This is a genomic window from Arthrobacter sp. TmtSoilC79 (assembly GCF_059739405.1).
The window spans coordinates 4,123,177-4,143,649 of sequence record NZ_AP046051.1 but is presented as its reverse complement, the minus strand read 5'-3'; the positions used below and the strand labels follow the sequence as shown (position 1 = coordinate 4,143,649).

Annotated in this window: 20 protein-coding genes; 13 read left to right on the top strand and 7 right to left on the bottom strand. The window is 63.3% G+C overall.

The genetic code is table 11. The features are described from left to right. The first annotated feature begins 169 nt into the window (after positions 1 to 169). The 6 genes from chvE to AC6JA3_RS18930 all read left to right on the top strand — a co-directional run bounded on the left by chvE (position 170) and on the right by AC6JA3_RS18930 (position 7,174). The gene (chvE, locus tag AC6JA3_RS18955) at positions 170 to 1,318 is read left to right on the top strand and encodes a multiple monosaccharide ABC transporter substrate-binding protein (protein WP_035761144.1); all 1,149 of its coding nucleotides are present in this window, start codon (positions 170 to 172) and stop codon (positions 1,316 to 1,318) included. 121 nt (positions 1,319 to 1,439) lie between these two features. Next, positions 1,440 to 2,969 carry a multiple monosaccharide ABC transporter ATP-binding protein gene (gene mmsA, locus AC6JA3_RS18950; protein ID WP_497920494.1) on the top strand — a complete coding sequence of 510 codons (1,530 nt, stop codon included), beginning with the start codon at positions 1,440 to 1,442 and terminating at the stop codon, positions 2,967 to 2,969. Between the two features lie 5 nt (positions 2,970 to 2,974). Then, positions 2,975 to 4,258, top strand: coding sequence for a multiple monosaccharide ABC transporter permease (gene mmsB / locus AC6JA3_RS18945; RefSeq protein WP_026542304.1), 1,284 nt, complete (start codon positions 2,975 to 2,977; stop codon positions 4,256 to 4,258). Positions 4,259 to 4,357: 99 nt separating this feature from the next. After that, positions 4,358 to 5,344: a LacI family DNA-binding transcriptional regulator gene (locus AC6JA3_RS18940; protein ID WP_026548131.1), complete on the top strand. Its 987-nt coding sequence runs from the start codon at positions 4,358 to 4,360 to the stop codon at positions 5,342 to 5,344. A gap of 26 nt (positions 5,345 to 5,370) precedes the next feature. After that, a complete protein-coding gene (pyrE, locus tag AC6JA3_RS18935; protein ID WP_026542306.1) occupies positions 5,371 to 5,943 on the top strand; it encodes an orotate phosphoribosyltransferase in 573 nt (190 codons plus the stop codon). A gap of 106 nt (positions 5,944 to 6,049) precedes the next feature. Further along, a complete protein-coding gene (locus tag AC6JA3_RS18930; RefSeq protein ID WP_026548130.1) occupies positions 6,050 to 7,174 on the top strand; it encodes a thioesterase domain-containing protein in 1,125 nt (374 codons plus the stop codon). 1 nt (position 7,175) lies between these two features. Here the strand turns inward: AC6JA3_RS18930 and AC6JA3_RS18925 are convergent, their stop codons facing one another. Then, positions 7,176 to 7,892 carry a tyrosine-protein phosphatase gene (locus AC6JA3_RS18925; protein ID WP_026548129.1) on the bottom strand — a complete coding sequence of 239 codons (717 nt, stop codon included), beginning with the start codon at positions 7,890 to 7,892 and terminating at the stop codon, positions 7,176 to 7,178. Between the two features lie 9 nt (positions 7,893 to 7,901). After that, positions 7,902 to 8,723 (bottom strand): HAD-IIA family hydrolase, encoded by an 822-nt coding sequence (locus AC6JA3_RS18920; RefSeq protein ID WP_035761154.1) that lies wholly within the window; start codon positions 8,721 to 8,723, stop codon positions 7,902 to 7,904. Between the two features lie 303 nt (positions 8,724 to 9,026). Between AC6JA3_RS18920 and AC6JA3_RS18915 the strand changes: the two genes are divergently transcribed. Together AC6JA3_RS18915 and AC6JA3_RS18910 are read left to right on the top strand one after the other, a co-directional pair. After that, entirely contained in the window at positions 9,027 to 10,394 is a 1,368-nt protein-coding gene (locus AC6JA3_RS18915; RefSeq protein ID WP_347781971.1) for a hypothetical protein, read from the top strand. A gap of 37 nt (positions 10,395 to 10,431) precedes the next feature. Further along, on the top strand, positions 10,432 to 11,130 hold the full coding sequence (locus tag AC6JA3_RS18910) for a TrmH family RNA methyltransferase (RefSeq protein WP_497920493.1): 699 nt from the start codon (positions 10,432 to 10,434) through the stop codon (positions 11,128 to 11,130). Positions 11,131 to 11,165: 35 nt separating this feature from the next. Here AC6JA3_RS18910 and AC6JA3_RS18905 read toward each other — a convergent pair whose 3' ends face one another. Continuing rightward, positions 11,166 to 12,146 (bottom strand): hypothetical protein, encoded by a 981-nt coding sequence (locus tag AC6JA3_RS18905; RefSeq protein WP_497920492.1) that lies wholly within the window; start codon positions 12,144 to 12,146, stop codon positions 11,166 to 11,168. Positions 12,147 to 12,436: 290 nt separating this feature from the next. Between AC6JA3_RS18905 and fbaA the strand changes: the two genes are divergently transcribed. Together fbaA and AC6JA3_RS18895 are read left to right on the top strand one after the other, a co-directional pair. Further along, complete coding sequence (gene fbaA, locus AC6JA3_RS18900) at positions 12,437 to 13,456, top strand: class II fructose-bisphosphate aldolase (RefSeq protein ID WP_497920491.1); 1,020 nt, start codon at positions 12,437 to 12,439, stop codon at positions 13,454 to 13,456. Then, on the top strand, positions 13,456 to 13,878 hold the full coding sequence (locus AC6JA3_RS18895; protein WP_011773312.1) for a DUF3151 domain-containing protein: 423 nt from the start codon (positions 13,456 to 13,458) through the stop codon (positions 13,876 to 13,878). The genes fbaA and AC6JA3_RS18895 overlap by 1 nt, the downstream gene beginning before the upstream one ends. Before the next feature lie 105 nt (positions 13,879 to 13,983). Here AC6JA3_RS18895 and AC6JA3_RS18890 read toward each other — a convergent pair whose 3' ends face one another. From AC6JA3_RS18890 to AC6JA3_RS18880, 3 genes are read right to left on the bottom strand one after another with little or no spacing between them, the layout of a single operon-like run. Then, positions 13,984 to 14,805, bottom strand: a complete 822-nt coding sequence (locus AC6JA3_RS18890; protein ID WP_497920490.1) for an ABC transporter ATP-binding protein — start codon at positions 14,803 to 14,805, stop codon at positions 13,984 to 13,986. Then, positions 14,802 to 15,866, bottom strand: coding sequence for an iron-enterobactin ABC transporter permease (gene fepG / locus AC6JA3_RS18885; RefSeq protein ID WP_497920489.1), 1,065 nt, complete (start codon positions 15,864 to 15,866; stop codon positions 14,802 to 14,804). Before fepG ends, AC6JA3_RS18890 begins: the two co-directional genes overlap by 4 nt. Continuing rightward, positions 15,863 to 16,921 carry an iron chelate uptake ABC transporter family permease subunit gene (locus AC6JA3_RS18880; RefSeq protein ID WP_497920487.1) on the bottom strand — a complete coding sequence of 353 codons (1,059 nt, stop codon included), beginning with the start codon at positions 16,919 to 16,921 and terminating at the stop codon, positions 15,863 to 15,865. The genes fepG and AC6JA3_RS18880 overlap by 4 nt, the downstream gene beginning before the upstream one ends. 121 nt (positions 16,922 to 17,042) lie before the next feature. Between AC6JA3_RS18880 and AC6JA3_RS18875 the strand changes: the two genes are divergently transcribed. Then, a complete protein-coding gene (locus AC6JA3_RS18875; RefSeq protein WP_497920486.1) occupies positions 17,043 to 18,110 on the top strand; it encodes an ABC transporter substrate-binding protein in 1,068 nt (355 codons plus the stop codon). Positions 18,111 to 18,430: 320 nt separating this feature from the next. Here AC6JA3_RS18875 and AC6JA3_RS18870 read toward each other — a convergent pair whose 3' ends face one another. Further along, positions 18,431 to 19,063 carry a uracil-DNA glycosylase family protein gene (locus tag AC6JA3_RS18870; RefSeq protein WP_026542318.1) on the bottom strand — a complete coding sequence of 211 codons (633 nt, stop codon included), beginning with the start codon at positions 19,061 to 19,063 and terminating at the stop codon, positions 18,431 to 18,433. Between the two features lie 285 nt (positions 19,064 to 19,348). Between AC6JA3_RS18870 and AC6JA3_RS18865 the strand changes: the two genes are divergently transcribed. Beyond that, positions 19,349 to 19,696, top strand: coding sequence for a hypothetical protein (locus AC6JA3_RS18865; RefSeq protein WP_035761145.1), 348 nt, complete (start codon positions 19,349 to 19,351; stop codon positions 19,694 to 19,696). Positions 19,697 to 19,840: 144 nt separating this feature from the next. After that, entirely contained in the window at positions 19,841 to 20,470 is a 630-nt protein-coding gene (locus tag AC6JA3_RS18860) for a SipW-dependent-type signal peptide-containing protein (RefSeq protein WP_497920485.1), read from the top strand. The last annotated feature ends 3 nt before the right edge of the window (positions 20,471 to 20,473 follow it).

Genomic DNA, 20,473 nt, shown 5'->3' with positions numbered 1-20,473 from the left:
AGTCTGCAACCATTTCGTGATCCACGGCACTTGACCAACGGTAATGTTAGCGTTCACAATGGCATTCGCATTACCTTTCAGTGGCTCGTGTTGCCCCCAGCAGGCGCAGCCCACATCGCTTTACCGTGCCGGACGCGCAGATGCTCCGGCTGCATCAGAGTTCGCGGCAATGCTGCCGCGGAAGGAGAGCATCGTGAGATTGAAGAAACTCCTGGGCGCCGTCGCGGTTGTCCTTACCTTGACGGTGGGAGCCACAGGCTGCGGCAGCCGCGGTGGCACCGCCGAATCCACCAGCAGCGCCAATCCCAGCGATTCCCTGGTAGGCATTTCGATGCCCACCCAGACCTCCGAGCGTTGGATCGCAGATGGCGCCAACGTAGAGAAGTCGCTGAAGGACCTTGGCTACAAGACTGACCTCCAGTTCGCCAACGATGACATTCCCACGCAGGTTTCCCAGATTGAGAACATGCTGACCAAGGGTGCAAAGGCCCTGATCATCGCTGCGATTGACGGCACCACCCTGACCGATGTCCTGGCCAAGGCCAAGGAGCAGAACGTCAAGGTCATCGCTTATGACCGCCTCATCAACGGAACGCCGAACGTGGACTACTACACCACGTTCGACAACTACACCGTGGGCGTCCAGCAGGCCACCTCGCTGCTGACCGGCCTGGGCCTGGTTGACGCCAGCGGCAAGAAGGTTGAAGGCAAAGGCCCGTTCAACGTAGAGCTGTTCGCGGGCAGCCCGGATGACAACAACGCCAACTTCTTCTGGACCGGCGCCATGGACACCCTCAAGCCGTACATGGACGCAGGCACCTTGAAGGTCCCCAGCGGCCAGACCAAGTTTGAGCAGGCAGCAATCCTTCGCTGGCAGGCACCCGTAGCCCAGAAGCGCATGGAAGACATCCTCACCTCGGCTTACAGCTCCGGCACCAAGCTCGACGGCGTCCTGTCCCCGTACGACGGCCTGTCCATCGGCATCATCTCGGCACTGACCAGCACCGGCGGCTACTCCACCGGCAAGCTGCCTGTAGTGACCGGGCAGGATGCGGAGAAGGGCTCCGTGAAGTCCATCATCGCCGGCGAGCAGTACTCCACCATCTTCAAGGACACCCGCCAGCTCGGCGCTCAGGCCGTGAAAATGGTAGACGCCGTGCTCAAGGGCAACGAGCCGGAAACCAACGACACCAAGACCTACAACAACAAGGTCAAGGTTGTTCCGGCTTACCTCCTGAAGTCCGTCATCATCACCAAGGACAACTACAAGAAGGAACTCATCGACTCCGGCTACTACAAGGATGCCGACGTCAAGTAACTCCTTGGCCTGTGGCCCCACTGTCTTGTGCTGAATGCGCAGCGGTGGGGCCACAGCCTCCCCCTAGAGCCTGTCGAGTCCTCGGCCCGGCCAAGTTTCAACCAGTCAGCGGGAATTGACGATGAACGTACCCATTCTTCAAATGCGAGGAATCACCAAGACCTTCCCCGGGGTAAAAGCCCTGCAGGACGTCACCCTGGACGTCAACCGCGGTGAGGTTCATGCCATCTGTGGCGAGAACGGCGCCGGAAAGTCCACCTTGATGAAAGTGCTGTCCGGCGTCTACGCCCACAACACCTTCGACGGCGACATCCTCTTCGAGAACGAACCCTGCGAATTTTCCAGCATCACGGACAGCGAGAAGCGCGGCATCGTGATCATCCACCAGGAGCTGGCGCTGAGCCCGTACCTGTCCATTGCCGAGAACATCTACCTCGGAAACGAGCTGGCCAACAACGGCTGGGTGGACTGGCGGAAAACCAATCTGGAAGCAGCCAAGCTGCTGGCCAGGGTGGGCCTCAGCGAAAACCCGGTCACCCCCATCCAGCACATCAGCGTGGGAAAGCAACAGCTGGTGGAGATCGCCAAAGCGCTGTCCAAGGAAGTGAAGCTCCTGATCCTGGACGAGCCCACGGCGGCGCTGAACGACGAAGACTCAGACCACCTGCTGGACCTCATCCTGCACCTGAAGGGCCAGGGCGTTACCAGCATCATCATCAGCCACAAGCTCAACGAGATCCGCAAAGTGGCTGACGCCGTCACCATCATCCGCGATGGCAAGTCCATTGAGACCCTCCGCCTGGACCAGGGCCAAATCACCCAGGAACGCATCATCCGCGGAATGGTGGGGCGCGACCTCGAAAGCCTCTACCCTGACCGGACCCCCAACATCGGCGAGGAAGTCCTCCGCATTGAGGATTGGACTGTCCAGCACCCCCAGGACCATTCCCGCATGGTGGTGAACAACGCCAGCCTCAACGTCCGCAAGGGTGAAGTAGTTGGCCTGGCCGGGCTCATGGGTGCAGGCAGGACCGAGCTCGCCATGAGCGTTTTCGGCCGGACCTACGGGCGTGCCGTCTCAGGCAAGGTCTACAAATACGGCAAGGAAATCAACACTTCCACCGTCTCCGACGCCATCGAACACGGGATCGCCTACGCCACCGAAGACCGGAAGCACTACGGCCTGAACCTGATCGAGGACATCAAGCGGAACATTTCCATGGCTGCGCTGAACAAGCTGGCCAAACGCGGTTGGGTGGACGGCAACAAGGAAACCACCATAGCCAACCACTACCGCCAAAGCATGAACATCAAAGCGCCCTCCGTTGCTGCCATCACCGGCAAGCTCTCCGGTGGAAACCAGCAAAAAGTGGTGCTGAGTAAATGGATGTTCTCGGACCCCGACGTCCTGATCCTGGACGAACCCACCCGTGGAATCGACGTCGGCGCCAAATTCGAGATCTACACGATCATCGCTGAACTCGCAGCGGCGGGGAAAGCAGTCATTGTGATCTCCTCTGAGCTGCCGGAGCTCCTGGGTATCTGCGACCGGATCTACACACTGTCCGCAGGGCACATCACCGGCGAGGTCCCCATCGCCGAAGCCACCCAGGAAACCCTCATGCACTACATGACCAAAGAGAAGGAATAGCGAACATGTCCGCCCTACGAGAATCCCTTGGCTTCCTCACAAGCCGCCTCCGCCAGGTTGGCATCTTCGTCGCCCTGATCCTCATCGTGATCCTTTTCCAGGTGCTGACCAACGGCATCCTGCTCGAACCCCAGAACGTCACCAACCTGGTGGTCCAGAACAGCTACATCCTGATCCTGGCCATCGGCATGGTCATGGTCATCATCGCCGGTCACATCGACCTCTCCGTCGGCTCCATTGCAGGCTTCATCGGGGCCGTAGCCGGTGTAATGATCGTCCATTGGGGCTGGGCATGGTGGCTCGCCATCCCCGCTTGCCTCCTGGTCGGAGCGTTGGTGGGTGCCTGGCAGGGTTACTGGATCGCCTACGTGGGCATCCCGGCGTTCATTGTCACCCTGGCCGGCATGCTGATCTTCCGCGGGCTGACCCTCATCACCCTCAAGAACCAGCAGATCACCCCGTTCCCCAGCGAGCTCAGGGCCCTCGGCGGTGGCTTCCTTCCGGACCTCACCGGCGGCACGTCCGTCCTTGAGTGGCTGACGGTCATCCTCGGCGTCGGCGGTACGGCCGCCATCCTCTTCCAGGCCCTGAAAGAACGCCGTGTCCGCCGCAAGTTCAACCTCGAGAACGAGCCGATGGCATGGTTCGCCGTCAAGAACGGCTTCATCGCTGTGCTGATGCTCATCATCACCTTCCTGCTGGCCAGCTACCGCGGAACCCCGATTGTCCTGATCGTCCTCGCCGTCCTGGTGATCCTCTACTCGGCGCTGATGAACAACAGCATTTTCGGCCGCCACACCTACGCCATTGGTGGCAACCTCCACGCCGCCGAGCTCTCCGGCATCAAGACCAAGAAGGTCACCTTCCGCCTGTTCGTCAACATGGGCGTCCTGGCCGCACTGGCAGGCCTGGTGTTCACGGCCCGCCTGAACTCGGCGCAGCCTGCCGGCGGTACCGGGTTCGAGCTGGACTCCATTGCCGCGGCCTTCATTGGTGGTGCGGCAGTCCAAGGCGGTATTGGCACCGTGGCCGGAGCCATGATCGGTGGCCTGATCATGGGCGTGCTGAACAACGGCATGTCCATCCTCGGCCTCGGCACGGACTACCAGCAGCTCATCAAGGGCCTTGTGCTCCTGCTCGCCGTCGGGTTCGACATCTTCAACAAGAACCGGACCGGTGCCGGTGGCGGATCCGGCATGGGCCGCCGCTTCAAGTGGAAGACCACGCCTCCGGCAACCGAGGCAGCTCCGGCTGCCAAGGTGGAGCCTGTGGGCGTGGACGCGAAGTAGGAACGGATGTCACGCGGCGACCAACCGCCACCAGCGGGGTCCCGGGCATTGTCCGGGGCCCCGCCGGGCTCGGCGGCCCCGCCGGTGAGGCCTCCGGTCATGGGCGACGTCGCGAAGATGGCGGGCGTCTCGCATCAAACTGTTTCCCGTGTCCTGAACAACCATCCGAACGTCAGCGGGAAAACCAGGGAGCGCGTGGAATCGGCCATCGCCCAGCTTGGCTATCGACGCAACACCGCAGCCCGCAGCCTGGTAACGCGGCGGTCCCGGACCATCGGCGTGCTGGCGTGCGAAACGGGACAGTTCGGCCCGGCGAACACACTGCTGGGAGTAGAACAAGCGGGAAGGGAAGCAGGGTACTTCGTCAGTATCGCCAACCTCCGTGAAGTGACCGGCGAGAGCATCAACGACGCCATTGCCCATTTCCGCAACCAGTCGGTGGACGGGATCGTCATCCTGGTTCCCCACCCCGATGTCCTGGCTGTACTGGGCGGTGTTTCCGTGCCTGTACCGATCGTGGCGGTGGGCGCAGGAGCCGGCAACCAATTAACGGGGGCCTCCTTGGATCAACGCTTGGGAGCCCGCCTTGCCGTTGAGCACCTGATCGGTTTGGGGCACCGCAATATTGCCCACATTTCCGGTCCGCCGCACTGGATCGACGCCGCGGAACGTATCAAAGGCTGGCAGGAGGCGCTGGGCACGGCCGGGCTGGATGCCGAGGTCCTTCTGGAGGGTGGCTGGGATGCCGCGTCGGGGTATCGGGCCGGACGCGATCTGCTGGATCACCGCAGCATCACTGCCGTCTTCGTCGCCAATGACCAGATGGCCGTGGGGGTCCTTCGCGCCGTCCAGGAAGCGGGACGCCACGTGCCAGGCGACATCAGTGTGGTGGGATATGACGACCAACCCGAAGCTGAATTTTTCATGCCGCCCTTGACCTCCGTCAAACAGGATTTCGAAGAACTCGGCCGCCGCTGCATGGAAGCTGTCCTTCAGCAATTGGACGGAGAACCGGCAAGTGACGAACAGATGGTCAACCCGCGCCTGGTGATCCGTTCCACCACGGCTGCCCCTGCGCCGCGCTGAACTCCGCTCCTACTAAACTAGGAGCCATGACTTCCTCGCCTGACACTGCAGCTGCCCGCGCCCGCCTTCTTGAACTCATCAAAGAACTGGCGGTGGTCCGCGGCAAGGTGATCCTCTCCAGCGGCAAGGAAGCGGACTACTACATCGACCTCCGCCGCATCACTTTGCACCACGAGGCCTCCAAGCTGGTGGGCCAGGTCATGTTGGGCATGATCGACGACGCCGGCGTTTCCGTTGAGTGCGCCGGCGGCCTCACCATGGGCGCCGACCCCGTAGGTACCGCCGTGATGCACGCTGCCGCCGATGCCGGCCGCGCAGTGGACGCATTCGTTGTCCGCAAGGCCCAGAAGTCCTACGGCATGGGCCGCCAGGTGGAAGGCCCTTCCGTTGAAGGCCGAAACGTTGTGGTCCTGGAAGACACGTCCACCACCGGCGGGTCCGCGCTGACCGCCGTCGAAGGTGTCCGTAAGGCCGGCGGCAATGTTGTGGCCGTGGCTGTGATCGTTGACCGCGACACCGGCGCCAAAGAGAAGATCGAAGCCGAAACCGGTGTGCCGTACCTCTTCGCTTTCGGCAAGGGCGAGCTGGGCCTCGACTAAGGAGTTTTTGTACAGCACTTGACCTTATAGGCGCATCTTAAGGGCATCAGCTGTACACAAACTACGGGGCTGTGAGTCACCGCCTTCCGAAGCCTATGCTTGCTGCGTGGACGTTCAAGTAGGGAAGTTCCCGGCACCGGCGGAGGTGGAAGAAAACCCCGCCGTGCCGGCCCCTCCCGAGCCGGAGGAGGCAGAGGATCCGGGTGACTGGGCCCGGATCCTGCCTTACGCTGCCCGCGTCAAGAAGAGATCCCGCCGCAACTTCCTCATCACCGCCGGAGCGTCCGCAGCGCTGGCAGGGGACATGCTTTTCACCCGCCGTGTCCAGGCCGAACGGCGAGCCACCAAGATCCTCCGGGTTCCGGATCCGTACTCGGACCTGTACTTCCCCAAAGCCAGTTGGATCCTGTTCCCCGGGTATAAAACCAGCTGGGAAGAGGCCCAGTGGATCCTCAACTCACTGCGCCCAGCCATGCACCAGCGCGGCCGCCTTGCCGCCGTCGGCTATTCCAACCTGGGACTGGACGTTGACGAGATCGTCCGCGAAATCATCCTCCATGTCCGCGAACTGGAACTGGAGAAGCTCTACTTTTATGGCCATAGTTTCGGCGGCATGCTCGCCACGCAGGTGGCCGCCCGCCTGCTGGAACTGCACGGGGTGGAAACACAACTGATCGTCCTGGATTCGAGCCCGTTCAGCCGCGCCGACGTCCTGGACCAGAGCTGGTTCGACGGTGTGGTGTTCCTGTACGAGAACGGTTTCCGGATCCCATCGGTGCTGCGCGGTGGCTATGAGCTGGGGGAGCGTGTGGCGCACAAGGATGAGCGGACATGGCGCCAAATCCTGGATCAAAGCCTGGAGCAGCTTTCTCCGATCGCCCCTTCCAGCGTGCTCATCCAGACCGAGTCGGCGTACATCTACCATTTCGACGGGCTCAGGTTGGCGGGAAAGATCGGTGGCGCCAAGATGGCGTTCATGGGCAACGCCAAAGATGGCACCGTGGACTACGAGTCGGCGCGGGCCGGCTGGAGCAAAGTCTTCGGAGCCAACATGGCCCTTCCCACGCTCAGCACAGAGGGTGCCCGGCCGGCCCACGCGAGCCCGCAATGGAACGGCGGCGTGTACCGGCCCTTGCTGGAACGGATCCAGAACGAGCTCCAGCCGCTCCCACCGGAGCCCGAGGAACCCTCCTACGAGCAGCCGAATGGCAAAATCATCCGTCCGGCCTAGGCTACGGAGCCAGTGATTGAACCTCGACGGCGGTCAGGCCCGCCTCGCGCAGGAAGCTCCGTGCGTCACCGAACTCCTCTGCGAAAGCGGCCAGGAAGTGCCGCATGGCAGCTTCAGGGCTCTGCAGGACCATCAGTTCGGGGCTGAAGTATGCCGCAGGAGTGGAAGGGACATGCAACCGCCATGTTTCAGCCATGATGTCCAGCATGGTGGGAAGGTTGAGGGTAGTGGCGGTGTAATCCTCCACTATGGAGTCCTCGGCGGCCCCCGCCGCTAGGAGCGCGATGGCCGACACCACGCCCGTCCGGTCCTTGCCCAGGGAGCAATGAACCAGCGTGCGCTTACCGCGGGCGGCGGGACGGAGAGCATCAGCAACCCACTCCGGCCGTAGCTTGATCCAGCCAAGGTAGAGCCCGCCCAGGTCTTCGGGGGTCTCCACAGCATGGAGCGAGCCGGCGATTGCGTTGGGATCCAGCGGGTTGTTCACGAGTTCGACGCCGGGCATGGCGGAGCCTGCTGAGCTGGTGCCGTCCGTCGAACCGTCGCTATTGATCAGCCAGGGAACCAATGAGCGCTCCAACTCGCTGCGCAGGTCCATGATCGCCTGGATGCCGTGCTCCGCAAGGAAAGCCGACGTCGCAGCGGCATCCAAGCCGAACGGCTGGCTCCCCCTGAGTATCCGGCCACCGGCCAGAGGACGCAGATTGAGCACAGCCATCTCTTGTTCCTAAATCTGGCTCTTGAGGTCGGCCACAGAGTTCAGGATCTGGTTGGGCCGGAACGGGAAGGACACGATTTCTTCACGCTGGGTGATTCCGCTGAGGACCAGGACCGTGTGCAGGCCCGCTTCCATGCCGGCAACGATGTCCGTGTCCATGCGGTCACCGATCATGGCAGTGGTCTCGGAATGGGCGTCGATCTGGTTCATGGCGGAACGGAACATCATGGGGTTCGGCTTGCCTACGATGTACGGTTCGCGGCCCGTGGCCTTGGTGATCATGGCCGCTATGGCTCCGGTGGCGGGCATGGGACCGTCCTTGGAAGGGCCGGTGGCATCCGGGTTGGTGGCGATGAACCGGGCACCGGCCAGGATGTGGCGGACGGCCATGGTGATCGCTTCGAAGGAGTAGGTGCGGGTCTCACCCAGCACCACGAAGTCAGGATCGGTGTCCGTGAGGATGAATCCGGCCTCGTGCAGCGCGGTTGTAAGCCCGGCTTCACCGATGGTGTAGGCGCGGTTGCCCGAATCCGAGGACTGGACCTGGTCCTTGAGGAACTGGGCCGTGGCCAGTGCCGACGTCCAAATGTTCTCTTCCGGTACCTCCAGGCCGGACGCACGCAGGCGGGCTGCGAGGTCGCGGGGAGTGAAGATGGAGTTGTTGGTCAGGACCAGGAACCGCTTGGACGTATCTACCCAGCGCTGGATGAGTTCAGCCGCGCCGGGGATTGCCTGGTTCTCATGGACCAGGACGCCGTCCATGTCCGTGAGCCAGCACTCGATTTCGTGGCCGTTCCGATAAACCGATGTGGACGTGGTTTCTTCTGCCATATTTGCCTCCGGCTGGGGTTGTTCATGCACTTCCACCAGTCTTCCATCAATCCGCGGCCCGAACATCCTGGAAGCCCGCTTATGTGGGTAGTTCTGCCCATGTGGATAACGGCTGTGACTTGCGCCCGGCGCCTCGAACTCGATTACGCTTGTGGCGGCGCAGGCGTGCCACCACCGTGGGTCGGGGGATCGACATGGTGGTTTTTATGCGTCGTCCACGCTTCAGCAGGTCCCCTCTTACGGTTTATCCACCGGATGTCCCAGAAACATCCCGGTGACCCACTGCTTTCGAAAGGGCCTGTCATGAGCAACAACAACGGAGCGCCGCAGCCTCCCTACAACCCCGACGGCGTGCCGCAGCCCCGCTACGACACCGGCCAAGGCCAGTACGGACAGTACAAGCCAGGGCAGGGCCAGCCCGGCCAATACCAGCCAGGTGAGGGCCAGCCGGGCGAGGGCCAGACCGAGGTATTCCCCACCCAGCAGCCGCCGACGCAGGCCTATCCGGCCCAGCCCTATCCGACGCAGGCGTATCCGGCCCAGCCCTATCCGACGCAGGCGTATCCCACCCAGCAGCAGGCGAACCAGCCGGGCCACCCCGACGGCGAGTATGCCGAGACCGTGCACCGCTACCCTGAGGCCCAGCAGGGTCCATCAGCGCAGCAGGACCAGCCAGGCTACCCGGGCGCAGGCTACCCGGCGCAGCCCGGCGGACCCGGAGCAGGCTACCCCGGTCAGCCCGGCCAGCCCGGCTACCCAGGCCAGCCCGGCTACCCAGGCCAGCCCGGCGGACCCGGCCAGAACCCGGGCGACCACAACCGGAAGTCGTTGTTCCTCATCCTGGGTGGTGTCGCCGTCGTCGTGATTATTGCCCTGGTGGTGGCGTTCACGTGGCTGATCCCGTCCATGACCAAGCCCACCGCGGTGGAGTCCCCGTCGCCGTCGGTGACGTCCTCGGATGAAGCCTCGGATGCAGCCGCTGAACCGTCCGCTGAACCGTCCTCCGAACCGTCGGGGGAGGCTTCGGCGTCCTCCACCATGCCCGCCGGTGCCATCCCGCTGCCGTCCGTGTGGGAGCAACTCGCCGGCCCCAGCAACGTACCCGCCGACGGTGATCCGTTGTTCAACAGGTGGGTGACGGGCGAATCATCCTTCCAGTACTTGGCCGAATGGACCCACGACGAATCGTTCGGAATCACCAAGGACCCCACCACGGGTGAAGAAATCCAGAAGAAGGCCCAAGGCACGGTGGAGACCGACGGTGACGGCATCGCGCTCGCCTATGCGTTCTTCGCCGAGTCGGAGGAGGGCAAGTTCGGCAAGGATCCTGTTGAGGTCAAGAAAGCCATCCAGGACATTGAAGCCCGCTACAAGGGCATGTCGGCCACCGAGCTGCCGCAGAACCTGGTGGGCCACAAGTGCGCTTCGAACTTCAAGACCTCAATGCCGGAAATCCGTGAGTTCCGCCGCGGTGCAGCAGTTGTTGTCGGCTTCACCTGCGCCAACGCCCGTGGTGAAGCCATCCAGGCCGTCAACCTGTTCTCCGTAACTCCCTGGGGCACACCGCAGATGCTTGGCGTCAGCGGCCACAAGGAATACTGGGACGCGCACCCCGGGCTCTTTGAGCAGCTGGCGAACTCCTACCGCATCAACAAGTGGAAGATGGGCTAGTCCCGGCGGGTCCAAGCGGCAGGGCTAAAGTTGAGGGGTGACTGACCTTCCCCCCACTACAGCCCTGCCCACCCCTGCCCTGTCCTCGGCCGACACCACAGGGGACGGCGAGGCGGAAGCGAAGCCCGAGGTCGGCGTCGGGCCTTGGGAAGGTGAGCTGCCGGTTGGCGACCACTGGGACCCTGACCTGTTGAGGGATGGTGACCGCCGCAACGTGGTGGACCAGTACAGGTACTGGAAGCACGAGGCGATCGTCGCGGACCTTGATTCCAAACGGCACGATTTCCACATCGCCATAGAGAACTGGCAGCACGACCTCAACATCGGCACGGTGGTCCGGACCGCCAACGCTTTCCTCGCCAAGGAGGTCCACATCATTGGACGACGCCGGTGGAACCGCCGCGGGGCCATGGTCACCGACCGCTACCAGCATGTCCGCCACCACCCCACGGTCGAGGACTTCGTGCAGTGGGCCGAGGGGGAGGGGCTTGCCGTGATCGGCATCGATATCTTCCCGGATTCGGTGCCGTTGGAGACGTACGACCTCCCGAAGAACTGCGTGCTGGTGTTCGGGCAGGAAGGCCCCGGCCTGACACCCGAGGTGCACGATGCCGCCGTCGCTACGCTTTCCATCGAGCAGTTCGGCTCCACCCGGTCCATGAATGCTGCTTCCGCGGCCGCCATCGCCATGCACGCCTGGGTCCGCCGCCACGTGTTCCAACAGCCCGTGAGCTAGGCGAGCTGTCAGTATCACCCCGGGCAGCTGCCGTTCTATTGGTCTTTGAGAGTCGCTTTTCCGTCGACGATGTGGATCTCACCTGAGGCTCTGGGTATTACAAGCTCAACCTTCGGCTCCCATTGTGGGGCGTCATCACGGCCGCTGTTCACTTCGTAGCTCACCGAAGCCGCGCCCGATTGCGCCGACTGAATGATCCAACTGTCCTCGCCGCGAAGGAGAGTGAAGGTGGGCTCCTTCTCGATGGTCCATTTCACGTTGCGGGTAGGTCGGTATTCGGAGATCGCAAACCCGGAACAGCCACGACGCGTCGCTTCGGCGGTACTAGCCAGAGCGGAGGCAGTGCATTCAGTCCGTTTGTTCTCAAGAAGTGTCCGGGTCTCGTCCAGGAGCAGCTGGGTGGGTAACACTTTCAAACGTTCGGTGTTCTTGGAAATCGCCCGGTCAATGCTGATCAAGGCCTTCTGCTCTTCTGCCATTGTGTACTTGTCTCCGGAAATGCCGAGGGTGTACTCGCCGGGGAAGGCCGGCATCAGCAGGGAATCAGTGGCAGCGGTTCCGGAGTCAGGGGCGGCAACAACCACGCCGTTCACGGTGAACAACCCCACGGGACGGTTGGAACTGATCCGGATTTTCTGGAAGTTTTTGGGCCCAACCTTCCACTCGCCTTCACGTGACTTGGTCATCCTCAGAATGATTTCCTGCTTGCGGCCGTTCTGGGTGACTTCGGCAGTGACGAACTCCGACCTTGCCTCCAGGATCCGGTAACCGTCAATGTGCTGCTTTGCATTTTTGTACACGTTGTTTTGGAGGAGAGCCCGTTCATTCTCCGGGACGCCGGGGTCCGATACGCTGAGGGCTTTCTCACCGTCACCATCGATCAGGGCCTGGAAGTATGTTTTTGCTGTGACGCTCATGCCCCGGTCCGGTGAGAACAGCGGTAAAACCAGGAGAACCAGAGCAACGATGGCTGCGGTGAGGACTACCGCCGCGCCAGCTGCAATGGCAATAATCATCCTCCGCTTCCGCCCGGGGTGCGCTTCCGGAAAAGTACCGCCCTGGGGCGGCAGGGGTGGCGTTGGGCGGGGCTGATGGTTTGCGCTCGGGGGGAACTCCATTCCGGCAGTATATCCACCGTCTCGATGAATCAGGGGTAGCTGGCGGATTGTGAATCCGGCGGAAGTGTTAAGAGCCACCAGTGACCCGAAACACGGCGGCCGGGCGGATATCGCTAGGATGGGTGCTAGCCGTAAGCGGTCTACTCCAGGGTTACCAACCCACAGACGAATTCAGCATAGGAGTCACCATGCCCATTGCAACCCCAGAGATTTACTCCGAGATGATCGACCGCGCAAAGGCAGGCGGATTCGCTTTCCCCGCGGTCAACGTGACGTCGTCGCAGACTCTGAACGCTGCGATCCGCGGTTTCGCTGAGGCCGAATCGGACGGCATCATCCAGGTTTCCACCGGTGGCGCAGCCTACTGGTCCGGCGCTTCGGTTAAGGACATGGTTGCCGGCTCGCTCGGTTTCGCCGCGTTCGCCCGTGAAGTTGCCAAGAACTACAACGTCAACATCGCCCTGCACACGGACCACTGCCCGCAGGACAAGCTGGCGGACTTCGTCCTGCCGCTGCTCGCCGCTTCCGAGGAAGCCGTCAAGGCCGGCAACGACCCCATCTTCAACTCGCACATGTGGGACGGCTCGCACGAGACCCTCCCGGAGAACCTGCGCATCGGCCGCGAGCTGCTGGAACGTGCAGCTGCTGCGAAGATCATCCTCGAAGTTGAAATCGGCACCGTTGGTGGCGAAGAAGACGGCGTTGAGAACGAGATCAACGAGAAGCTCTACACCACCACCGAGGACGCACTCGCCACGATCGAGGCACTCGGCGCCGGCGAGCACGGCCGCTACCTCACCGCGCTCACCTTCGGCAACGTGCACGGCGTCTACAAGCCGGGCAACGTCAAGCTCCGCCCGGAACTGCTCAAGCAGATCCAGTCCGAGGTTGGCGCCAAGATCGGCAAGGAAAACCCGTTCGACCTCGTGTTCCACGGCGGTTCAGGCTCCACCGAGCAGGAAATCGCTGACGCCGTTTCCTACGGTGTCATCAAGATGAACATCGACACCGACACCCAGTACGCCTTCACCCGCCCGGTTGCCGGCCACATGTTCTCCAACTACGACGGCGTCCTGAAGGTCGACGGCGAAATGGGCAACAAGAAGACCTACGACCCCCGCGTCTGGGGTGCTTCGGCCGAAGCCGGCATGGCCGCGCGCATCGTCGAAGCCGCACAGCAGCTCGGTTCGGTGGGCAAGACCTTCTAATGTCTGACGAATTCCGCAAGAACCTGATGGGGCCGGAGCCTACGCTCCTGCCCGCTGAAACCGAGATCTACCAGCACCTGGCGCTCGGCAACGAAGCGCTGGACCTGGTGGCCAAAAACCCTACGTCGTCCCTGCTGTGGGCCATCCTCGCCGAGGAAGCCTGGGCCGAAGGCCGGACCATCGAGTCCTACGCCTACGCCCGCGTGGGCTACCACCGCGGACTGGACTCCCTGCGCCGTAATGGTTGGCGCGGAGTTGGACCCATCCCGTGGGAGCACGAGCCCAACCAGGGCTTCCTGCGTGCCCTCTACGCCTTGGGCCGGGCAGCATCGGCTATCGGCGAGGCTGAAGAGCCGGAGCGGATCGAGAAGTTCCTGAACGACTCGGACCCCAAGGCCAAGGCAGCGCTCGAAGCCCGCTAAAGCGGACTCAACAAAGCACACGACGACGGCGACCCTCACCGAAAGGCGAGGGTCGCCGTCGTCGTTAGGGGCGTTAGTCGAACAGCGCTCAGTCAGTAACAGCGCTCAGTCAGTAACAGCGGAGTGCCGCGGCCGCCCCAGCGGAACCACCAGCGGCGTGTGCGTCACGGGGTCGTCAATAATCCGGCAGGCCATGCCGAACACTTCCTCCACCAAAGACTCAGTGATCACCTCAGCGGGAGCGCCCTCGGCCACCACCACGCCGTCCTTCATGGCGATGATGTGGTCCGCGTAGCGGCTGGCATGGTTGAGGTCGTGGAGCACGGCCACCAGGGTGTGGCCCTTGTCCAGGTTGAGCTCGCGGAAGAGTTCCAGCAGCTCGATCTGGTGCGCGATGTCCAGGAAAGTGGTGGGCTCGTCGAGCAGCATCAGCGGTGTTTGCTGGGCCAGGACCATCGCCACCCAGACGCGCTGCCGCTGGCCGCCGGAGAGTTCGTCCACGAGCCGGCCGGACAAGGCTGCGACGCCGGTGGCCTCCATGGCGTCGACAACGGCCTTCTCGTCAGCCTCGGACCACTGGCGCAGCAGCTTCTGGTGCGGGTACCGTCCACGGGCCACGAGGTCCGCCACGGTGATGCCATCGGGGGCTATGGACGACTGCGGCAACAGCCCGAGGCGCCGGGCAAGTTCTTTCGCGGGAAGCGCGGTCACGGATTTCCCGTCCAGCAGCACCTTGCCGCTCCGGGGCTTGATGAGCCGGGCGAGGGCGCGCAACAGCGTTGATTTGCCGCACGCATTGGGCCCGACAATCACCGTGAACTGCCCCTCCGGAATGCGGACGTTGAGGTTCTCGGAAATGACGCGTTGCTCGTAGCCGATGGTGAGTGCTTCGGCGTGGAGCTGCGGGGCAGCGGTGGTGAGGTTCATGATTTCCTTGCTTCCCTGGCCAGCAGCCAAACGAGGTAGATTCCGCCGATGCATACCGTCACAACGCCCACTGGCAGCTGGATCGGGGCAAAGAGGCGTTGGGCCGCGAGGTCGCTCGCTGCCAGCAGGAAGGCTCCCATCACGGCAGAGGGAACCAACGTGATGCCCGCGCTTCGAGTGAGCCGCCGCGCAAGTTGCGGTGCCGCGAGGGCAACGAAAGCGATGGGACCGGCAACCGCGGTGACAGCAGCCGTCAGTGCGACGCCGAGGACCAGCAGCAGCAAGCGGGTGGGTTCCGCCCGGACGCCCAAGGCGCGTGCGGCGTCGTCGCCCATTTCCAGCAACTGCATCCGGCGGGCGGCTGCCAGCGTGCCCAAGCCAACCACTGCAACCACGACGGCGGCGGGCGCCGCTTGCTCCCAGGTGATGCCGTTGAGGGACCCGGCTCCCCAGACAGCGGCCGCCAGCGCGGCCTCAAGCTCGGCCTGCAGGATCAGCCAGTGGTTGAAGGCGGCCAGCATGGCACTGATGCCGATGCCCACAATGATGAGCCGGAAACCTTGGGAGCCGCGGCGGTAGGCGAGCAAGTAGACGGCCAACGCGGTGAGGATTCCGCCAACCAAGGCCCCTGCAGCGATGCCTAAATATCCGCCGCCGATGGTCAGCATCACGATCAGCGCTCCGGTGTAGGCGCCGGTGTTGAAGCCGATGATGTCCGGGCTGCCCAGTGGGTTGCGGGTCATGGATTGGAAGATTCCGCCGCTCATGCCAAGTGCTGCACCAAAGACCAGTGCTGCCAGGACGCGCGGGAGCCGCCACTCCATGACGATGGTTTGGGCAAGACCCGGTGCGTCACCGGCGAAGGCTTGGAGGACTTGCTGGACTGAGACGTCGTAGTCGCCGGTTGCCAGGCTGGCCACGGCCACAGCCAGCGCGGCAAGGATCAACGGGATGCAGACAAGGATGCTGCGGATGTCGACACGGAAGCTCAGCCAACGGTTTCGGACCACAGCGGTGGACCGGCCAAAGTCGGTGCGGTTGCTCTGGTCCAGGCGCGTCACAGCCCACTCACTTTCCGCCGCCGTGCAAGGGCAATCAGCACCGGCGCGCCAATGAATGCGGTCACCACGCCCACTTGGAGTTCCCCGGGAGCAGCGATCCGGCCCACTACGTCCGACACCAGCAGCAGGATGGGGGAGAGCACCACGGTGGTTGCAAGGATCCACCGCTGGTCCGGGCCGACAATCCAGCGGGCTACGTGCGGAATCATGAGGCCCACAAAACCGATGGCACCTGCACCGGCTGTTGCCGCTCCGCTGAGGAGGGTGATGGCCACGACGCCCAGGATGCGGGTGCGGTTGACGTTGGCGCCCAAGGAAGTGGCGAGGTCGTCGCCCAGCGCCATGGCGTTGAGCCCGCCCACGCAGAACACGGCGATCACCAAGCCCAGGCCCATGAACGGCGCCACAGTCAGGACCGATTCCATGCTGCGGGTGTCCAACGAGCCGATGCTCCACGAGCGCAGGTGGTCAAAAGCCTTGGGGTTCAGGAGCGTCAGCCCTGAGCCGATGCCGGTGAGGACGGCGCCCAAGGCAACACCGGCCAAGGTGAGCCTGATGGGATTCACCACGTTCCTGCCGGAGGTGCCAATCAGGTACACGGCAGCCGTGGTGAGGATGGCGCCGGCGAACGCAAACCAGATGTAACCGCTGAGGGAGCCGATCCCAAAAACTCCGATCGCCACCACAATGGCAAACGAGGCACCGGCGTTGACGCCCAGGATGCCCGGATCAGCCAAGGGATTGCGCGTGATCGCTTGGATGAGCGCACCGGCCACACCCAGCGAAACTCCAACGGCGATGCCCATCAGGGTGCGCGGGAGCCGGTTCTGCAGGATGATCGCGTGATCGGCGGAGTCCTGTGGGTTGGTGAAGGCCTCAAGGACCGTCGATGCCGGGATGAACTTGGCTCCAACGCCCAGGCTGAGCAACACCGCACCCACCAGGGCGGCCGCTGCCAGGGCGAGGAAGAGGACCCTCCACCGGGACTTATTGACGACGCCGGAACCGGCAACCGCGCGGACAGCCGGAAGGGCAGGAGCGGCTACCGGGGACATGACACCGTCGATGGGGACACAGCAGGGACCATTTCGCAGAGGGGCGGTAATAAGACGGGCATTGTGGTGACTGTCGTCACAACGTCACAGAAGTGTGCCTTAATTAGGTTAGCCTTACCCAGTGAAAAATGACGATTTTGAAGTGCAGCCGGGCAAGGCTTCCCCCCAGCGCCGGATGGCAGTGCGCAAGCTTGTGCTGAAGGCGGCAGGTGCCGTCCTGGCGGTTGGCCTGATCGCGGGCTGCGGCACCAGTGGTGGCTCAGGGTCTGCTGCCGGCAACGCCGATGTTGCCACGGGCGGCTCCAAGTTCACCACCGCGGACCAGGAGACGGCCAAATTGGGCACCGACGCCGCTCCCGGTGTCTTTCCCCGCACGCTCAAGCACGCCAACGGTGAAACCACGTTGGAGAAGAAGCCCACCCGCGTGGTGGTTCTGGACACCGGTGAACTGGACGACGTCGTAACCCTTGGCGTCACTCCGGTGGGCATGGCAACCACCGAAGGTGCCAACCCGGTCCCCACCTACCTGGCCGACAAGGTCAAGGATGTGGCGTCGGTAGGCACCATCCAGGACCTCAACCTTGAAGCAATCGCTGCGCTGAAGCCGGACCTCATTTTGGGCAGCCAACTCAGGGCCGACAAACTCTACAAGCAGCTCTCCACCATTGCTCCCACGGTATTCAGCATCCGCCCCGGCTTCCCTTGGAAGGAAAACTTCCTGCTGGTGGGCAAGTCCCTGGGCGAGGAAGACAAAGCCGTCAAGGCACTCAATGACTACCAGGCCGAAGCCGATGCGCTCAAGGCTGACGTGAAGGGCGATCCCAAGATCTCCCTGGTGCGCTTCCTCCCGGGCAAGATCCGTTTGTACGCGAACAAGTCGCTGATCGGCGTGATCCTCAAGGACGCCGGTCTGGCCCGTCCGGAGAACCAGGACATCGATGAACTCGCAGCCGAGATCTCGGCCGAGAACATCGAGCAGGGCGATGCCGACTGGATCTTCTACAGCAGCTACGGCGACCCCGCTGCCACGGGCGAAACCTCCGTGGTTGAAGGCGCTGTCTGGCCCAAGCTCGGCGCAGTCAAAGCCGGCCAGGCCAAGGCCGTCAGCGACGACGTCTGGTTCCTGGGCCTTGGCCCGACAGGCGCACAGCTGATTCTCAAGGACCTCCGCAGCATGCTGGCCGGCTAAGGCCGCCCAACAACAAGCACCCCAACGACAAGCACCCCAACGACAAGCACCCCAACGACGACGGCGGCCCTCACCAAAAGGTGGGGGCCGCCGTCGTGCGTGCGTTGTGAGGCCCGGTCTACGCGCTTGCCCGGAGGTTTGGGGCGCAAAGCGGGCCACGCAACGAAGGGTGCGTGCGTTGTGAGGCCCGGTCTGCGCGCTTACCCGGAGGTTTGGAGCGCAAAGCGGGCCACGCAACGAAGGGTGTGTGCTTTGTGAGGCCTGGTCTACGCGCTTACCCGGAGGTTTGGGGCGCAAAGCGGGCCACGCAACGAAGGAAATTAGGCCTTGCGGGGGATACCCGTGCGGGCCATGGCCTCGGCGTAGGCGCCGTGGATGGCATCCAGGTATTCCTGCTGGCGGGCCGGGGTGCCGGCGAAGGAGCGGCCACCGAGCGAGCGGACCTTGAAGGTCTTGAAGCCACGGCGGGCGATGCTTGCCGGTGCGGCCTTCATGAGCTGGTCGGCCAGACGGTGTGCCTCGTTGCCGTGTGCCACAAGGGCGGACGTGCGCGGCAGGAGCTGGAGGAGGCGCAGGAGCGGCTTCAAGCCCTCGGTGATGTTGGCAGGTGTGAGCTTGCCCGGTTCCTCGTTGGGTTCGATCCAGGGGTACGCGTTCCAGGGCATCATGAGCGCGGGACGCAGGCCCAGCTGCCACTGCATACCGAGCATACGGGTGGCGGCTTCCTCGTCGCCGGGGGTGATGAAGCCCTCGCCGGTGGTGGTGCGCTGGTTGGAGAAAAGGCTGACGATGCGGCAGTCATCCATGCTGTGGGCGGGGTCGATGTAAAGGACCTCGCTGCCCGGCTTCTGCTCCTTGATGGAGTCGCACAGCTCGTTGACCTCGGCAATGTGCGGTTCGTAGCGGCGGTTCCAGAGGATTTCTTCGGGTGATTCAGTCGCCAGTTCTTGCATCAGGGGTTAGGTCTCCTAGGTGTTACAGCGCACCGTTCCAAGGGGCCGCGGGCATGCCGCGGCCGAACCTCAAAGGGTGCTGTTGGGGGCTAACTAACCTTACCGGACTATGGGGGTTAACGGGTCCTGCTCCGGCGCGCCCTTTAAATGCGACGCGGCGTGTTGCCCGGAAACGTGTCCGGCGTCTCGGACAGCGGGGCCAACTCCTTGCAGGAGCAGGAGCCGGAGCCGTGGCCGGAGCCGTGGTCTCGACGAAGGCCCGCGGCATGGTGCATGATGCGCCCTATGGAGAAACAGGAATCGTCGGCTGCTGCCGTTGCCGCATTCGAGGGGCTGGGGGAGGACTTGGCGCCGGCAGGTGTGGTGATGGGAAAGATGTTCGGCGCCACCTCCCTCATGCTCAACAAGAAGGCGCTGGCCTGTTTGAACGGCGACAAAGTGGTCTTCAAATTGGGCCGTGACACCGCGGAGCATGCCCGCGCACTGTCCCTTCCCGGAGCCGTCCTCTTCGACCCTTCACGCATGGGCCGTCCCTTCAAGGACTGGGTGGAGCTGCCCTTCGCCGAGCATGAAGATTGGCCTGCTTTCGCCGAAGCCGCCCTGGAGTTCGTCGCGGGGGAGCAGGGGACCTAAAAGCATTTGTCCACGTCAAAGCGTTGACATACCTTCACGGGAATGATCAGTTGGAACCAAGGTTTTGGGGGAAACCAACCGGGGACCCCCACCTCCGGACTGACGATCCCTTGATCGTCAGCAACAACAATCGTGGGGGTAATAGTGGTTGCATCAACAGCGTCGCCGGAGACGGACCCGGGCCAGCGTGACATCGGGTCCCGAAAGTCACCGAAAATCCGTGCCATCCTTGCCGGCGGACTGGTGCTGGGGGTTGGCGCAGCCATCACCTTGGCAGCTTGGAATGACTCCGAATTCGCCCAGGGAACCTTCACGGCAGGTGCCTTCAACCTCGAGGGCAGCACGGATGGGACATCGTTCGGAGAGAACCCCGTCGACGACCCGGCAACGCTCGGCTTTACTGCCGCGCCGGCCAACCTGGCACCCGGCGACGTCGTCACGGCGCCTTTCGCAGTCAGGCTGGACGACACCACGAGCAACGACGCCACCGTCACAGTCACTACGGAGACCTCCACCGGAGCCCTCACCGGCCTGACCTACGCACTGACGCAGTCCGCTGGCTTCGGGTGTGGAGAACCCGTCACGGAAACGTTGGTGGCAGCCGGGCAGGCACTGGGCACCACGCCGGCCAGTGTCACCTTCGACCTGGTGCAGGGAAGCGGCACGGCCAATGGCGCCGCCGTGAACCTCTGCTTCCGGATTACCGCAGATGATGGCCTCGTCCAATCCCAATCCGGGACCACCACCTGGGAATTCGCCGCACAATCGCAATAACCC

Coding starts and splice junctions, on each gene's coding strand:
- AC6JA3_RS18870 (WP_026542318.1), bottom strand. CDS start 19,063: ATGCAAGAACTGGCGACTGAATCACCCGAAGAAATCCTCTGGAACCGC.
- AC6JA3_RS18925 (WP_026548129.1), bottom strand. CDS start 7,892: ATGGCTGTGCTCAATCTGCGTCCTCTGGCCGGTGGCCGGATACTCAGG.
- chvE (WP_035761144.1), top strand. CDS start 170: ATGCTGCCGCGGAAGGAGAGCATCGTGAGATTGAAGAAACTCCTGGGC.
- AC6JA3_RS18865 (WP_035761145.1), top strand. CDS start 19,349: ATGGAGAAACAGGAATCGTCGGCTGCTGCCGTTGCCGCATTCGAGGGG.
- AC6JA3_RS18880 (WP_497920487.1), bottom strand. CDS start 16,921: ATGTCCCCGGTAGCCGCTCCTGCCCTTCCGGCTGTCCGCGCGGTTGCC.
- AC6JA3_RS18915 (WP_347781971.1), top strand. CDS start 9,027: ATGAGCAACAACAACGGAGCGCCGCAGCCTCCCTACAACCCCGACGGC.
- AC6JA3_RS18940 (WP_026548131.1), top strand. CDS start 4,358: ATGGGCGACGTCGCGAAGATGGCGGGCGTCTCGCATCAAACTGTTTCC.
- mmsB (WP_026542304.1), top strand. CDS start 2,975: ATGTCCGCCCTACGAGAATCCCTTGGCTTCCTCACAAGCCGCCTCCGC.
- mmsA (WP_497920494.1), top strand. CDS start 1,440: ATGAACGTACCCATTCTTCAAATGCGAGGAATCACCAAGACCTTCCCC.
- AC6JA3_RS18890 (WP_497920490.1), bottom strand. CDS start 14,805: ATGAACCTCACCACCGCTGCCCCGCAGCTCCACGCCGAAGCACTCACC.
- fbaA (WP_497920491.1), top strand. CDS start 12,437: ATGCCCATTGCAACCCCAGAGATTTACTCCGAGATGATCGACCGCGCA.
- AC6JA3_RS18905 (WP_497920492.1), bottom strand. CDS start 12,146: ATGATTATTGCCATTGCAGCTGGCGCGGCGGTAGTCCTCACCGCAGCC.
- pyrE (WP_026542306.1), top strand. CDS start 5,371: ATGACTTCCTCGCCTGACACTGCAGCTGCCCGCGCCCGCCTTCTTGAA.
- AC6JA3_RS18920 (WP_035761154.1), bottom strand. CDS start 8,723: ATGGCAGAAGAAACCACGTCCACATCGGTTTATCGGAACGGCCACGAA.
- AC6JA3_RS18895 (WP_011773312.1), top strand. CDS start 13,456: ATGTCTGACGAATTCCGCAAGAACCTGATGGGGCCGGAGCCTACGCTC.